19 protein-coding genes and 1 pseudogene are annotated in these 14,563 nt (G+C 47.2%); 12 read left to right on the top strand and 8 right to left on the bottom strand.

The genetic code is table 11. The features are described 5' to 3' along the window. Positions 1-160: 160 nt before the first annotated feature. Complete coding sequence (locus ACQ86N_RS02715; RefSeq protein WP_431213829.1) at positions 161-829, bottom strand: hypothetical protein; 669 nt, start codon at positions 827-829, stop codon at positions 161-163. A 92-nt stretch (positions 830-921) separates the two neighbouring features. Between ACQ86N_RS02715 and ACQ86N_RS02710 the strand changes: the two genes are divergently transcribed. Then, a complete protein-coding gene (locus tag ACQ86N_RS02710; RefSeq protein ID WP_431213828.1) occupies positions 922-1,221 on the top strand; it encodes a hypothetical protein in 300 nt (99 codons plus the stop codon). Between the two features lie 183 nt (positions 1,222-1,404). Here ACQ86N_RS02710 and ACQ86N_RS02705 read toward each other — a convergent pair whose 3' ends face one another. Genes ACQ86N_RS02705 through ACQ86N_RS02680 form a run of 6 tightly spaced genes read right to left on the bottom strand, consistent with a single transcriptional unit; the run spans position 1,405 to position 5,799 of the window. Next, on the bottom strand, positions 1,405-2,370 hold the full coding sequence (locus ACQ86N_RS02705; protein ID WP_431213827.1) for a phosphoadenosine phosphosulfate reductase family protein: 966 nt from the start codon (positions 2,368-2,370) through the stop codon (positions 1,405-1,407). A 50-nt stretch (positions 2,371-2,420) separates the two neighbouring features. After that, entirely contained in the window at positions 2,421-3,713 is a 1,293-nt protein-coding gene (locus ACQ86N_RS02700; protein ID WP_431213826.1) for a hypothetical protein, read from the bottom strand. Next, complete coding sequence (locus tag ACQ86N_RS02695) at positions 3,670-4,269, bottom strand: ParB/RepB/Spo0J family partition protein (protein ID WP_431213825.1); 600 nt, start codon at positions 4,267-4,269, stop codon at positions 3,670-3,672. Before ACQ86N_RS02695 ends, ACQ86N_RS02700 begins: the two co-directional genes overlap by 44 nt. A gap of 5 nt (positions 4,270-4,274) precedes the next feature. Next, positions 4,275-5,390: a DUF932 domain-containing protein gene (locus ACQ86N_RS02690; protein ID WP_431213824.1), complete on the bottom strand. Its 1,116-nt coding sequence runs from the start codon at positions 5,388-5,390 to the stop codon at positions 4,275-4,277. A 35-nt stretch (positions 5,391-5,425) separates the two neighbouring features. Beyond that, a complete protein-coding gene (locus ACQ86N_RS02685) occupies positions 5,426-5,596 on the bottom strand; it encodes a hypothetical protein (RefSeq protein ID WP_431213823.1) in 171 nt (56 codons plus the stop codon). Between the two features lie 41 nt (positions 5,597-5,637). Then, positions 5,638-5,799 (bottom strand): hypothetical protein, encoded by a 162-nt coding sequence (locus ACQ86N_RS02680; RefSeq protein ID WP_431213822.1) that lies wholly within the window; start codon positions 5,797-5,799, stop codon positions 5,638-5,640. A 32-nt stretch (positions 5,800-5,831) separates the two neighbouring features. On the opposite strand from ACQ86N_RS02680, the gene ACQ86N_RS02675 reads away from it, so the two are divergent. The 11 genes and pseudogenes from ACQ86N_RS02675 to ACQ86N_RS02625 all read left to right on the top strand — a co-directional run bounded on the left by ACQ86N_RS02675 (position 5,832) and on the right by ACQ86N_RS02625 (position 12,654). Continuing rightward, positions 5,832-6,074 (top strand): hypothetical protein, encoded by a 243-nt coding sequence (locus ACQ86N_RS02675; RefSeq protein ID WP_431213821.1) that lies wholly within the window; start codon positions 5,832-5,834, stop codon positions 6,072-6,074. 357 nt (positions 6,075-6,431) lie between these two features. After that, positions 6,432-7,031 carry a hypothetical protein gene (locus tag ACQ86N_RS02670; RefSeq protein ID WP_431213820.1) on the top strand — a complete coding sequence of 200 codons (600 nt, stop codon included), beginning with the start codon at positions 6,432-6,434 and terminating at the stop codon, positions 7,029-7,031. 50 nt (positions 7,032-7,081) lie between these two features. After that, complete coding sequence (locus tag ACQ86N_RS02665; protein WP_431213819.1) at positions 7,082-7,525, top strand: helix-turn-helix transcriptional regulator; 444 nt, start codon at positions 7,082-7,084, stop codon at positions 7,523-7,525. A gap of 288 nt (positions 7,526-7,813) precedes the next feature. After that, positions 7,814-8,050: a hypothetical protein gene (locus tag ACQ86N_RS02660; RefSeq protein WP_431213818.1), complete on the top strand. Its 237-nt coding sequence runs from the start codon at positions 7,814-7,816 to the stop codon at positions 8,048-8,050. Positions 8,051-8,270: 220 nt separating this feature from the next. Then, on the top strand, positions 8,271-8,681 hold the full coding sequence (locus tag ACQ86N_RS02655) for a hypothetical protein (protein ID WP_431213817.1): 411 nt from the start codon (positions 8,271-8,273) through the stop codon (positions 8,679-8,681). Next, positions 8,674-9,240 carry a protein kinase domain-containing protein gene (locus ACQ86N_RS02650; RefSeq protein WP_431213816.1) on the top strand — a complete coding sequence of 189 codons (567 nt, stop codon included), beginning with the start codon at positions 8,674-8,676 and terminating at the stop codon, positions 9,238-9,240. The genes ACQ86N_RS02655 and ACQ86N_RS02650 overlap by 8 nt, the downstream gene beginning before the upstream one ends. A gap of 47 nt (positions 9,241-9,287) precedes the next feature. Then, the gene (locus ACQ86N_RS02645) at positions 9,288-9,860 is read left to right on the top strand and encodes a hypothetical protein (protein WP_431213815.1); all 573 of its coding nucleotides are present in this window, start codon (positions 9,288-9,290) and stop codon (positions 9,858-9,860) included. Between the two features lie 336 nt (positions 9,861-10,196). Then, positions 10,197-10,556: pseudogene (locus ACQ86N_RS02640) on the top strand (lanthionine synthetase LanC family protein); the annotation flags it as partial. 18 nt (positions 10,557-10,574) lie between these two features. Continuing rightward, on the top strand, positions 10,575-11,027 hold the full coding sequence (locus ACQ86N_RS02635) for a MauE/DoxX family redox-associated membrane protein (protein WP_431217956.1): 453 nt from the start codon (positions 10,575-10,577) through the stop codon (positions 11,025-11,027). A 12-nt stretch (positions 11,028-11,039) separates the two neighbouring features. Beyond that, on the top strand, positions 11,040-11,264 hold the full coding sequence (locus ACQ86N_RS02630) for a hypothetical protein (RefSeq protein WP_431213814.1): 225 nt from the start codon (positions 11,040-11,042) through the stop codon (positions 11,262-11,264). 910 nt (positions 11,265-12,174) lie between these two features. Beyond that, positions 12,175-12,654 carry a hypothetical protein gene (locus ACQ86N_RS02625; protein ID WP_431213813.1) on the top strand — a complete coding sequence of 160 codons (480 nt, stop codon included), beginning with the start codon at positions 12,175-12,177 and terminating at the stop codon, positions 12,652-12,654. 553 nt (positions 12,655-13,207) lie between these two features. Here the strand turns inward: ACQ86N_RS02625 and ACQ86N_RS02620 are convergent. Further along, complete coding sequence (locus tag ACQ86N_RS02620; RefSeq protein ID WP_431213812.1) at positions 13,208-14,329, bottom strand: TlpA family protein disulfide reductase; 1,122 nt, start codon at positions 14,327-14,329, stop codon at positions 13,208-13,210. Positions 14,330-14,563 lie beyond the last annotated feature (234 nt).

Genomic DNA, 14,563 nt, shown 5'->3' with positions numbered 1-14,563 from the left:
ACGTTGTCATTTCTCCTTTCGGATTCCTTTGGATGGCTTATCGTCTGCCTTCTGGTCCATAAACCGGCCGGTGTCGCTATCACGCTTGACCCAGCGATCATTTTGTGGATTGTAGGTTTGACTATGGATGCCAACAGCAAAAAGACACACCGGGGCTAAATCAGTTTTGACTATTTAATAAATTAAAAACACGGTCAATCTCTCCTTTGTAATTTTCTATTGGTTGGTTGGGGAATGGTATGTTGCGAAGTGCTGGCAATTGTGTTCTAGCATTCTGATATGCTTCGTTCAGGCTTAGTGTCGCATCTTTATAAAATTCATAAACATCTTCTCTGCTTCTTATTAGGTTGAATGGTATTTCATAGTCAGATTTAACAGAAAGAACCTCATGCTCCCTATTTGTATTCATGTCGGTAAGGACATACTTCTTAGTTATTGTTAATACTACATTCTTCTTATTGATATGGGGTTCTGATTGGTAAGAAACTGATGACTGTCCCAACCCCATTATGGCAGGGAAATCTAATGGCGAAAGGCTCAGATTTACTCTATAACTTCTTGCATTCATTACGCTGCGGCTTTTATTAAAATTACAAATTTTTCGCACTCCGGCATATTTATAGGTAACCCAACAATATGTCAGTAACATTAAATTACCGTTTAAAGCAGTCTCAGTCAAGGGAAGCTGAGTTATGTCTCTCCGGAGTTCATTGAACTCGTGCGTCACACAATCTGTTCCAGGCGCTTGCCTCACATCTTTGATGTTCGTTAAACGGTAGTCGTAGTTGACAAAAGCGACCAACCAGTCACCCCTTTCCGATGGCAACATACGTTGCCGGTGTCCCGTCCGGAAGCCCCAACAAAAGTGTGGGTCCACCGGTCCGGGTGCCGACGCAACGATTGGTTTTGAACTGTTTGAAAGTGAATGTCCAGGTTAAGAAGCTAACCTGTTATCGGCAGCTAGGCAGCCAGCAGATTGCAAACCGCCTGGCGTTTTGCATAATACTCCTTTTCGGAGATTTCGTAGATGGGCCGCGTAGGGTCGCAGGCGCAAAGAAGTGGGCCGACCTGCTCATTGTACCTGTCCAACAGGCCAACAATACCGATCTGGGTTCTGTCACCTTCATAGATGACTTTTTCGATGCAGCAGTCCTCTTGGACCCTGAAAACAGCTTTCATGGATGGGATGTGCCTATAGGCAACGGTGTTCATATGATATAGGGGTGTTTTAATTTCCCCTTCATTACAAAATACGTAAAATAATCGACTTTTCCAAATGATTATCAGCCCGTAGGGTAAAAATAATGCATATATATAGCATTAATATCGCCTCGGCAATATAAATAACGACCCGCCCCTTAAGGGCGGGTCGTTTCCGACGATCTGGACCAGATCCTGGGCAGTTTAGACGCTGCCGGCGGGTTCTCGGCTGAAAGCACCTGGGGGTAGCGTCCACTCGTCTATGAGAATAGGATTTGTAAAAGCCCCGGTAGCCTGTGCTACCCAGTACGCCGACAAGTTTTGCAGCGGCTCGCCGAATGCAATCCGCTGGTAGATGGTTTGCCGGTTGTACAGCGTGAAGCCGGTGAACTGTTCGACGATGGCGATCCGCTCCACTTTCTCCGGCGACAACTTGTGAATGGTCGCCCAAAGGTTGGGCGAGTTGAAGATACAGAGTTGGCAACTGCACCGGTTCCATCCGAGCATATACGCAGGGTGAGGCTGAACCCGCCAGCGTTGAAGGATAGCCCAGATTTCCGCCTCCGACCAGTGAAGAACAGGTCGCCAATGGGTTGCTTTTCGGAAAAGGGTATTCGTGGAGTGCGTTTCCTGTGGCTGGTATTTACTCCTGGCGGTACTTTCTTCTGCCCGTTCCCCCGTCACGACCATGATCTCGCGCCGGTACGTTTCGTGGTGACGGATAACCGTGTTGAACACGTCGATCTTCACGGTGGAACTGCACCAGCGGGTGCGCAGGTCGGCGCTGACAGCCGGGAATTTCAGGCGGGTGTTTCGGGCGGACTTCTTAGCTGGGATGCAATGGAAGGGGCCACCGGGCACTTTTTGAAAATAGACATCCTGCCGGGGTTCGTCCTGCCGGAGTATTTCCCGAAGGATGCCTCCTTCCCGGTAAGAGAAATATAGCGAAAGGCCGAAGGCATGGGCAAAAGCCCGGCAATAGCTGGCCGTACAGGCCCAGTCGAACAACGGCACGCCCGCGCCATCTACATCGTGGTGATGCAGATGGATACGGTGACGATCGATCCCCTGCTCGAGCAGGTGCAAAACCATGGCAATGCTGTCCTTTCCGCCGCTGAAGGCCACGATGATCGGAAAGGAGCCGCTTTTGATATAGTGAATGGGATTCATATGCGTAGTATAAAAGTGCGCCCTCCGCAAAGGGCGCACTGGTGATTGAATTACTGTTTTACTTCTTCCGCTCTGGCTTGGCGTGCCGCCAGTCGTTTGATCCGCTTATTGAGATCGCGGATGCGGGCTTCATTCTTTTCCTGCCGGGTATCGGCTTTTTCCAACTGGTTCTGTTCGATAGCTTCCGTATCAATGGAGAGGCTACCGGCCATTTGGTAGAGGAAATAGCCCAGATCGCTGGTGGCAGACTTGCTCTCCGCTTTGGAGGTCACCGCCTTTCGAACCAGATAGGCGCATTGTGCCGGGGTCAGCCGTTGCATCCGGGCATATATGGAATCCTGTTCCGTCTCCTCGTTCTCCTCACCTTCGGGGGCTGGCCATAACGTTTCTTCTACGTCTGACTGGCTGGACCAGTCCAGCGACTTGAAGATGAGGAACCAGACTGCAGGCCAGTCCTTTTCGGTCAGCGGGGCAGCAGAGCCTCCCGTCTCGAGTTTCCCGACTACCTCCTTGTATACGGTCTGCTGGACCTTTTCCCGATCTAGCTGTCGGTTGCGGCTGGCGCGAGTTTCTATCCGCTCGATCTCTCCGGTGAGTAATTCAACGGTTGCAGTACCGGCTTTGATAGCAGCCTGAACAGCTTTGGCAGTCGGTAGTTCTTTGCGACCCTGTGTCAGCACCTTGTGCCAGTTGGGGTCAGGGTTGAACAGTACCGTCCCGATCTTGGTCTCGGTGATTAGCATCCCTTCCAGCAGGGCCTTATCGATCAGGGCCTGTTCAAACTCGGCTTTCTCTGCGTTATATTCTTCCACGCCCTGTGTATACCCTTCGTCGTCCGGTTCTCCTTCCTCGCCTTCTTCTCCCTCGAAATAATAGTCCTCTTTCAAAGGCGGTTCCGGTGCGCTAATGATGTCCACTTGGTAATAATTATAGGTATGCACCTCCTTCAGTTCCGGCACCTGCTCCACCATCTTACGCAGGTAAGGGGAGGGTGCCCCATAGAACAATAGTGCGGTGGGTTGTTTTAGTTGGACCAATCCGCGCAGACCGTTCAGGAACTGGGCATCGGATTTATGATCGAAGCATTTACTGTTGGTACAGACGGCTTTGGCTGCCAATTCGGGAAAGAGACTGGCCGAAGCAGTGTTAAACGGGCAGGCAGAGCAGGCCCCCATTTCCGGGTTAAGGGTTACATCATCGAGAGAGAAGGGCGCTTTTGCCAGTACATACGTGAACCGCTCCAACGCCTCGTCCAGATCAGGGCGTTCAAAATCCTCATCGGTCCAGTCGGCGCAGTAGTCAGCAAAAAACTGTTCCTCGGGAGGCGGCGACGAGGGAAGCAATCAGGACAGATTCCTGTATCGTGAACTTACCAGCCATCAGCATTTCCTGAATAGCGGGAATCAGCGACAGGAGTTTCAGACGGCTATAGATGTAGGTCTTGGATTTACCCACCTTGCTGGCGACGACATCGATAGATTTATGATCATTCAGCAAGGCTTGCAGAGCCTCCGCTTCCTCGAGCGGGGTCGGGTTTTCCCGGTGCAGGTTCTCAGATAGCTGAATCTGACGGACCTGTTCGTCTGTATAGATGTGGATCATACAGGGAACCGATGTCAAGCCTGCCAGCGCAGCCGCCCGAAACCGGCGTTCACCCGTCACGAGTTCATACCGGCCCGAAGGCACCAGCCGTACGGTCAGGTTTTCGATCACGTCATGCAGCGCAATACTGGCGGCAAGTTCTTGCAACTGCGCCGGCGGGAATAGTTTCCTGTAGTTAAACGGGCTGGAATCAATCTCGGTGAGCGCGATTCGTTGGAATTGCCCACCGGGCTGTTCGATGATGGCGGTGCCTTCGGCTGTGATAGCCGTTCTATCCTTAGCTATTTTCTTTGACATAAAAATTAGTTGAAAAGTGGAAAAATGGGGGTGTTGGTCCCCCCGTTGAAGAAATCAATTGAGCTGCAATACACCGGGGCCACTTTTTCGAAGTCGGCGCACAGGTTGAAAGCCGCCTGCGTGCGGAGTTGAGCCGTCCCGCCGAAGAAGAGAGATTTTACCTTCGCTTCGTCGTCCTTGTAACTGCGTTTATTCTGGAAGTAGCCCGTTACCGCGTTATAGGCCCCGTAGACAGTGCCCGCCGTAGTCGGAAGGAGTTGGGTAGGATGTCCCATCGCATACCCGTATACATCGTCGACCATGTTCCTGAAGCAAGCCGACAGTTCATCGTCCTTGCCTGCATTCAGGTTCGCCAATACTTCCTTATTGGGGACCATCGCCAGTTGGATCAATTTTCGGACTTCCGGGTCGGTGATCTTTACTTTCGCCCAGCGGTTGAAGATGGTCTCCAACTCAAGGCTGAGCCGGTTACTGATCCCCATCACCCGATGGGCCTGCTCCAGCCGTTCCTCCGCTCCCGCGGTATGCCTGATTTTGATGGCGTTGGTCTTGGCGTGGAGGGCTGCATTCAATGTATTGTTGCAAACGATACGGATCGGGGTAAAAGCGGCGGTAATACTGCCATACCCATCATGGGAGGTAGTGAGGAATAAATACTGCTCAATGAGGTCCTTCTCCCCTACCCGGATGTAGTCGGGTAGCTTGGCGGTGATGAAGATACGCTCCCCATTGCCCAGCGCCCCGGCGGTCTCGTATAGTATGCCGTCACCCCCGACGATACTATCAAAAAAGGAAAAGGCATCCCGGTTCTGTACCACCTGATAGTCTTTGCCCACCACGCCGAGCGGCGTATCTGTATCGGTCCGCACGGTGGCGAAATACCCAGGGACTTCTACCTCCGGAATGATAATATCTGACTGCGGGTCGCCGGTCTGGTTCTCGGTATCATAGGTGAAAAGCGGGCGTTTTTCGACGGTGTAGTCCAACCCGGCGAAGCGCATGGCTTCTGCGCTGGTGGGGTATTGGTCGACGACCTTGCCGAGGCCATGCCATGCCTTCTCTTTAACGGAGAAGAAACTGTATTCTCCGGTCTGCTCGTTCTGATGAAGATTGTGTGCCATAAAAAATGATTTGAGGATGAAAAGAAAGGAGGTAACTAGAAAGGAGTTTCTTCGGTGACGACCCGAAGGGGAGACCGCTCGCTATCTTCCGGCTGGTGGCCGGAAGACAGGAACTCGATTCGCTGAACGCGGATGGTAAGGACGGGAATGGCTTCGCCACTGTGTGTGCTGATATAGGCCCGTGCGCCGATCCTGCCCTCGACCACAATGGGCCGTCCTTTTGCAAGATGAGCCGCAATGGCGGGACCTACCCAATACGAACACTCGAAAAACGGGTCAGTTGTTGGAAGCCGCCCTTCCCATCCGGTACGCTGTCATTGTCCGCGAGGGTGAAATTCACGACAGACTTGCCGCTGTCAAAGCTCTTGGGGATTGCATTTGCCACGATGTGGCCTTCGATCTTTTCCATAATGATTAATTTTTAAGTGAGAAAAAACTGTTTTGAAAAAGAAAAACCGGAAAAAAGAAAGTAATGGAGAAGCGGTCGCGCGTGGGCAGGCACCAAAAGGAATGCGCAATAAGTCCCGAAGGGCGCCGGAACGGCGTTATGGCGAACCTTTGGTCGCGCGTGGGAATCCGCTATCTTACTTTCGCTTTTGCCGGTTTCTTTTAAAACAGTTGGCAGGTATTGAGATGGGATGGAACTGTGCCTTATGGACGCCGAAGAAAAAACAGAAGGCATAAACGCATCTTGGTCATGCTATGACACAACTCGGTGATGAAGGATATAACATATCCTCAGTTTGACGAATGATCCGTCAATCAGTATTTATAGAGATAGAGGAAGGAAAGATTGGGCTGATCAAAAATGAATTTAACGGTGTTTACTACCAGGTCTTTTGCTCATTGTGATGATGAAGTTGCAGGGAATCTCCTTCCTTGGGTTAGAGAGCAAAGAAAATCACCCAAAAAGCGACCAATAGTAAAATTACTCCACTTAAAAAACAGTGGAAACACGGTATTTGAACGAAAAGTCGAAACAACTCTTGCTGATTTAATTTTTACAGGTTTCCATGTAGTAAATTTCAGAACAACGATCTATTGCAGATTGCACCTCCTAATTTGCCCACCAAAAACTTCCGCTTCCTCCTTGCCTCTATCTTTTTTTCCTTACATTGTTCTAGCCGTTGCACGGCGATGATTTTTATCGTAACCTGTTCTATGCACCCAGATGAATTACAACTACTTTCACAAGGGCTCCTCTTTTCGAGTACCCTGCCCGCCTCATACCGGGGAATGGTATTGGCCAACAGTATGAGCCAACATGCCCGGGGCGTCAACGGAGAGTGGGTTTTTCAACGCCTCGATCAGCAGGATTTCTCCCTTCGCTTTCATGTATTTGATATCTTTCGTCCCATGGACTTCCTGGCGCAACAGGGATCCGAGATCCTTGTTGCCTTACTTGCCCTGAAAAGTACCCTGCACTATTCCATCCAAGGCCTGGGATCCCTGTTCTTACGGCCCGGTCAATTTGCCTTACTGCAGTCGCCTGCCACGGCCCTTACCGCACATTTTGAGCAATCGCAAGAATACCAACACCTGGAGATCGCATGGTCCGCGGACCTGCTGCGTTCCTTTCTCCCTCGCTTTCCCCTATTGGATTCGGTGTTATCCCCTCCTGCTCCCCACCCTTTTTTGTAGGCACTCCCGGCCGGGCAGCCGGGTCCAACGCTCTGCATGTCGCCCAGGACATGCTTCGGCCACCGGTCCCCACCGACACACAATCGCTTTATTTTAATTTAAAGGTCCGTGAATATCTGCTCTTACTACTAGTGGCTTCCGGCCAGGCCGCTCCATCGGCTGTACCATTGACCCAGGAACAACATGCCAGTCTGATCCGCCTTGCCGAACGGTTGCGAACCGAAACAGCCGAAAAATTTCCCATTGCGCAACTCGCCCTCGAAGCGCACATGAACGAAATGAAATTAAAAACCGCGTTCAAATCGCTCTTTGGGAAAGGCATTTTCGAATACCACCTGGAAGCCCGGATGGAGGAAGCCCACCGGCTTCTCGAAGAAACAAACCTCACAACGAAGGCCATTGCCGCCCGTGTCGGCTATGATCTCACTACTAGCTTTATCACCAAATTCCGAGAGTATTTCGGATATCCACCCAGCCAGGTGAGTAAACGCTAACTAAATCTCTTCTCTTATATTTTCATTCAATTTGCCAAGCTCAAAGTTCCGGCTGCCAATAGCTTTCATTTGGAAATGCATAGGTCTAGTTTGTACATTGCATTAACAATTGAATGGCAACACAAAATATCTCGACCCATCAGACCCGGAAATAGCTTGCAGCAATACTACATCCACCAGTGCATTTATTTTATATCCTAATTCGTATCCCTTCGATTACCAGTTGAGCACTTAGTAAATCTTTTTGCATCTATTCCAATTTAGAACTGGCAACCATCTATTATGTCCATGACCAGTATTGAAACTGCTGTGGAAGCAACCAACTTCCCCAGAACGCACACTCTTGCCAGTAAGAACTGGAATGATCGACCAGCAAGTCCTATCTGCTCTGGCGATAGTGATATCCTTACCCAAGTGTATAAAAAAATTATTCTTGATATGGAGAATTCAGCAACAACAGTAGTTTCCATCGCAGTTCCTGAAAAGAAGTCATCCGAGATTTTAGCTCGGTTTTTTCAGATCTAAGGCCTCAGTATGTTAGTCATGAGCCTTATTTCAATGTTGAGCCGCCTGTCCCCTACCCCATCTCGAGTTGGATCTTCCATATATCGGTTATTAGACAACAATTTTTACAAATTGCGCGGAACGTAGTGGAATTTTGTGTTGAGCATGGTCTATCATTTCGTATACCAAAAGATCATTTTTTTTAACCAGATTATTAGACGGTAGTTTCGGCGAGGTTAAGTTGGGAAAAGTATTTGTTATCTATCCGGCGGTTGATTCGGATTTAGCAACGCTTGCAAAACAATTGGTACAGATCACCAGGGAGATACGCTGTCCAAAAGTCTCGACTGATTATTATCTTGGCGGCGGCGTCTTCACCCGATATGTGGGTGGTCCTGCTGCCGGCAAAGCCGCTATCAACGATTACGCCATCCCATTTCAGCTCGAGCAAGGCATAACATGGCCGTTTGGTGAACTTGTGACCTATCAACCAAAGACAAACCAGAAAATAATGCGTGGCCGGTATGTCCCTGCGGAGCGGTTGAAAGGGGATTTCAAGGGGAACGTCTATAAAGGCATTTGGTTAAAGAGGCTCGTATTCCTGCAAGTGGTGCATCATCAAAGAAGGCAAGGCAAATATGTGGATGGATGACGCGGGCAGGAGTATTAAGGAGCGCCTACAGTGGCAGGCCTATTTGGGAAACAAGTTGCCCGAACATATCCATACACCAAAGATCATAGACGCATTTGAGATCGATGGAGACTTCTACCTCGTGACGCAGTGTATAAAAGGGGATAGCCTGGATGAGGTGTTGACAAGTATTTATAATGGTGTGGGCTGGAGGTCGCTTGTGGTGGTTAAGAAGTTGGAGATCCTTTCGCTTCTGGCAAAGATCGTCGACCTGGTCGCCGATCTCCATCGGGCCGGGTACATCCACCGGGATGTTACCCCGGGCAATTTCCTGTTCACCAAAAATGGTATGGTCCACCCTATCGATCTGGAACTGATGTACAGCCTGGAGCGCCATTTCCCTAATCCCCCCTTCCGGTTTGGGACGCCAGGGTATGTCTCTCCGGAACAGCAAAGTTCGGCAACTCCTACAGCGAAGGAGGATATTTATGCCATCGGGGGGCTAATGATCGCGGCCCTCATCCGGCTGGCGCCTCTTAGGATAGAGCAAAGGATAAGGCGACCTTTCGGGATAGTCTAAACTTCTTTATCCCTGAGCAGCATCTACAAGGTGTCATCCAAGGCTGCTTGAAAGAAGATCCCGACGAACGACCAACGATAGAAGAAATTCAAGGGCTGTTGCTGGATACAATGAAAAATGCAAGGTTAGCGCTGCCAAGGACAATTGATTTAGATGGGACGCCTCTTCTGCAGTTGGAGGACACGATTAAAAAGGGCCTTTTAGGGCTGGCTGATTCGCTACTCTTGACCGAAAGGGGCATCTGGTTCGACGGACCGAACCTTCATGAAGGATCAGGTACCCCCAAAATCATTAAAGTTGCCTCTCCGGGCCTTTCCGTGGGTCTCGCCGGCGTCCTCTACTTGGTTGCTGAAGCGCGGTTCTCGGGGTTTGAAGTAGGCCATCTTTCGGGTATAACGCAAAGGGTGTGGCCCCATATATCCACATATCTTGAAAATACTAGTGGTCAGTTGGGAACGGGACTTTTTAAAGGCTTAGCGGGGATTACCCTTGCCATGACCAAATCTATCAACGCGGGATTAATTCAGCCGGGAACGGCCTATGAAAACGCAATGCACCGTCTAAAACGAATAAACCCCACTCAACTTGGGATAGCGGATGGAGTGGCCGGTCAGGATTAGCTCTCTTGGATTGTCTCGGCCAGTCCATGGATGACAAAGGATGGAAGGCTGCCGGCAGCATGGTCACGACTCTGATTGCCGGACAAAGGCGAGATGGAGCTTGGGTGATAGATCATCTAAAGGGCGAAAGGTGGAGATCTTCTTGTCTGGCGTACGGTTCGGCTGGAATGATCCTCTTTCTCTTAAAATACTACGGCAAAAAGCCGTCAAAGGATATTCTGGGGGTTATAATAAACGGGTTGCGCCATCTCGCTCTTCCATCGACCCGCCGCTCCTACCAAGTGTTCAATGAGGCGGCCCCAATTACCTTAACCGGCGTAGGCTGGCCTCGCCGGGGTATTTATAAGAGCCGCGACTATACTCGAGGACAAAGCTTATCTACAGACCGCGGCTCAGTTGCTGGAGTCATTCCCTGTCAATCCTGCCAGTAGCGACCTTTCGCTGGGGAACGGCCTTGCGGGCCTAGGCGAGATCTACCTTGAGATGCACGCAACAGATCGCAGGCAGGATTGGCTATTCAGGGCCTCAAAGATCACTGAAATCCTCCTGCATACTGCTATGGTAAGAAGCAATGCGGGCAGGCTCTGGATCGCAACAAACGCAGAGCGTCCGAATGCAAGCCTTCATATGGGCACCTCCGGAATTCTCTTTTACCTCATAAAATATCTCAATCACATCAAATCCACCTCCAAATAGTTATGATAAAGCGGCAATATATCCCGGAAATCGTCTCGAGCATCCTCGTACTGCTCTTTTGTTTATACCGGCCTAATAAAAATGATTAGCCGGGAGACCTTTGAAACTCAAATATCTAAATCCCCCTACTTAACAGACTACGCCATTCCGGTTTCATGGGCAATCCCAATACTGGAGCTTTTGGCAGTCGCGCTCCTGGTCGTGCGCAAATTGCGGCTTACCGGCCTATATCTATCCTTTGCTCTCATGCTCCTTTTCACGGAATATATTGCCGCTATGTTGAAGTACAGCGACTATCTTCCCTGCTCCTGCGGTGGCATCATCAGCAAGATGAACTGGACGACGCATCTTTACTTCAACTCTGTCATCGTCATCGCGCAGATCCCCGCAATATTCATTGAACGCAAAATCCGAAAATACATCCTATCCAACCCTTTACCCCCCGTCGCGGATGAATTATTAAACACATAAAACAATTTCAAAATGAAAAAGCTAAAAGCCCCATTTGTAGCAATTATGCTGCCCCTTGGAATCACAAGTGTCACAGTCAATGCTTCTAATCAAATCGCAAAAACCTCGACCGACGGACAAGGAAATTCACTTTCGGCTGGCTGGATAGAAAGCCATTGCACCGGTGGAACTGTGTTATGCGCTAATTGCTACCAAGACGGCGTGTTTGTCGAGCAACTTCAATGGCATCCAAATTAAATATGGTATTCCATTTATGAAACTAGTAATACTAGTTGCAGTATTGGCGGCACGATATCTGTGTGAGCCGAAATAACTAATCTGCGAGATCATTAACAGATGATTTAGGGAGCCACGTACCTCCCGAATTCGCCAGACGGATGTGTGCGACTCAGGGTGACGTTTTATTCCAAAATGAAAACAAGAATGGAGTATTTGTAGCAACCCTCTTACAATTCCACTAAGTAAATATTTGAAAACTTTTCTCACTGCGCAGTCGAGCAAACAGGAACGTAGCCGAAAACCTGCATAAAAAAGTAGGCAACTATTAAAAAACTAAAATTTCAGCGTCTTTGCTAAAGACGCAAGCGATTATGAAAAGAAATCTCATCGTTGCCGCCATTCTTATTCTGACTGGCGCAATCGGGGCCACTGCCTCAGCAAGTCACCGCGCCACAACTACCTGGACTGACATCAATCACCAACAGCTACATGCAGCAGATGTCGCAAATTGCAGTGCCGGGACACTAAATTTTTGCGCAAACGAGTACAAAGACAACCAATTTGTATCACAGTTGGAACGTGATTCCCAATAGGCATCCGAAAAGAAAATTAAACCACATTTAAACATCCTTTTTTGTGAAAAAGAAAAATCTAGGCCTTACAGCCATTGCGCTACTGATCAGCGGTGTTGCCGTCTTTGCAACCAAACAACACTCCATCGCTAGAACCTACACCGATGGATTTGGAAATCCACTTACGCAAGCGTACGTAGACACCAACTGCACAAGTAACAAAGAATTCTGTGCAAACATCTACCAAGATGGAGCCTTCGTAGGCCAGTGCTCAACAATCTGAGTGATCTTCGCCATAAAGCCCCTTTAACTAGGGGCTTTATTAATAACATCATTGACACCTTAATTATGAATTAATGAAAGATTTCTCAATTTTATGCGTAATAACAATATTAGTAACGTCACTCCTCTTTACGTTAATCTCGCGCTCCAAAGGCATAAACAAAGCTAAAAATGGATTCAGTCGTCAAAAAAGCAGATTCCAACCAATACTATTAAAATCATTTGACTTAACAGACGATATAAGAGATATTGCATATGCAGACGAGTCAGCTATTTTCCTAACCTATAACGACGTCACTACAATTTCACGATTAAATATTTTAGAGGGAACTAATGAAAATATAAAACTTGAAATACCATCCGATATTTCTGCTAAAATAAAAACCGCTTTCTTCTCTTATGTATCCAGCGGCCATGTTGAAATCTTCGCCTTTAATCTAAATACCATTTTTATATACAACCTGAAACTAAAAACGTTGGACTCTATAAAGAAACCGGGATCTCTCTTCAGCAGAGCGATAACTTTTGCCTCAAGGGAACTTCATTTTCCGTGAATTTGATGATAGGAGAAGAGATGGAGAATTTTCACTTTGGAAGGACACCTCCTCCATTATCCTAAAGACAAAATCATACGGACCTATTTACAACGATGGTGGATTCAGAAACGATGGTCAGCTTCATTTCGATCCTATAACTTCTAAAATCATTTACTCACATTACTTTTATCATGATATTTTAATTATGGACACGAATTTGACATTGATAGGAACATTAACCACAATAGATACTGTAGCACACCCTTCTGTTAAAGTCAAAGACAGAAATGGTATCATTACAAACTCGAGCCCAACTTTCGTCTTAAATTCTTGTTTCGCATCTTACAATGACAACCTATATATTTGCTCGAGATTAAGAGCAGACAATGAAAATCAATCAGAATTCAACAGCATTAACGCTATCGATGTCTATAATCTAAACAAAATGCGCTATCAAGAGACCTACTACTTACCAAAACACCGTAACGAAAACCTAAGGTCCATTTCCATAACCAAACATTATCTAATCTCGACTACTACTAGATCATTGCAAATCTATTCGCTTTTAAAATTAGTCGGGAATTGATAAAACAAGCACCTCTGTGTCACGTTTCTCAACAATTAAATCAATTCCGTTTCTTCTAAACGCAGTTCTCCACTCATCGTAGTTAATTATCGATTCACATGCCCGATCTTTCTTGTACCGGATATTTATCTTCATAGTTATTCGTGTACTATCAAGTCCAGTCTCATCATAAATGGGACATGCCGAATAATAAAATCTCGACAAATAGTTTATAAAATCACAAAATGGTATATTTACTACACTATCCAAAATGGAGCCCCTTTCATCGCTGTATCTGAGTCCAACTTTTTCTGCATTTCCGGCCTTCAACTTAAGCAGATCGCCCCTTGAATTAACTGGCCTGAGCACAATACTCTCAACCCTCTTTTTAATAATTCTACCTTGATAATTGAAAATCCTATTCAAATCATCTAACATGAGCTGACGATAAAAAATTGAATCTGAAACCTCAACAGGAATGTCAAATGAATAACAATAGTTCTTTACCCTTCGCCACCTTGATCCAGGATCTCTAAAGTCCCAAGGGCTATATACTGAATCTCTCGCATCAATTAGAACTCGAGTAGGATTTACTAATAACCCTGCCTTACCCTCATTCCAAACAGCCATATATATACTAATTGCGGGCAGGTTTGTAGCCTGGAACGATCTTAGGTAAAGTTTACCATCTCTTACAATTGGAGTTTGCCGGTATCCAGACCCTATTGAAGGTATTTCGCGAGTAAGTAGGCTTCTGTATAGAAAAGAGTCACATTTGCCACCATTTCCGCTAACAAAAAGAGGCTTATGTAAGTCAAAGGTCAGATCATCCCTTTTTATTTTAACTGTTAAAAGCCTACCCGCCAGAGCATCGTCAATATTTTCTCTCGTAACTTCATCATGTCCGGTTGTTGCCAATATTCGCCCATCAGGGCTAATCCAAACTTCATGAGGCACTGATTTATGCGGAAATATCGTTTTCAATACTGTATCTTCAACAACCGTAGGGATAATAAATTTGTTTTTCCTAAAAAATGCTTCGGCTCGTGTCGCATTATCCCCCCTGTCGAGCCCATCAATGGGAATAATTGCGATTTTATCTCCATATAACCGTTGTAGTGAGTCCATATGTGATAAAGAATTGATGCATGGACTACACCACAATGCCCAGAAATCCAAGATAATCAATTTACCTTTTAGTTCCCCAAACGACAACCCCACCTTAGTTGAATTCACCAGTCTTCCTAGAGAAATATTGGGAACATAATCACCTAAATTATAATACAAAACTGGCTTTATCGCTACCCCTGACCATAAGCATTTCCGCAAATAGTAGAAATTAGGAAAAGAAGCTTTATTAAC

The organism is Puia sp. P3 (assembly GCF_050632245.1).
Taxonomy (GTDB): Bacteria; Bacteroidota; Bacteroidia; order Chitinophagales; family Chitinophagaceae; genus Puia.
The sequence above is the reverse complement of the archived record's forward strand: the minus strand, read 5'-3'. Positions and strand labels throughout refer to the sequence as shown.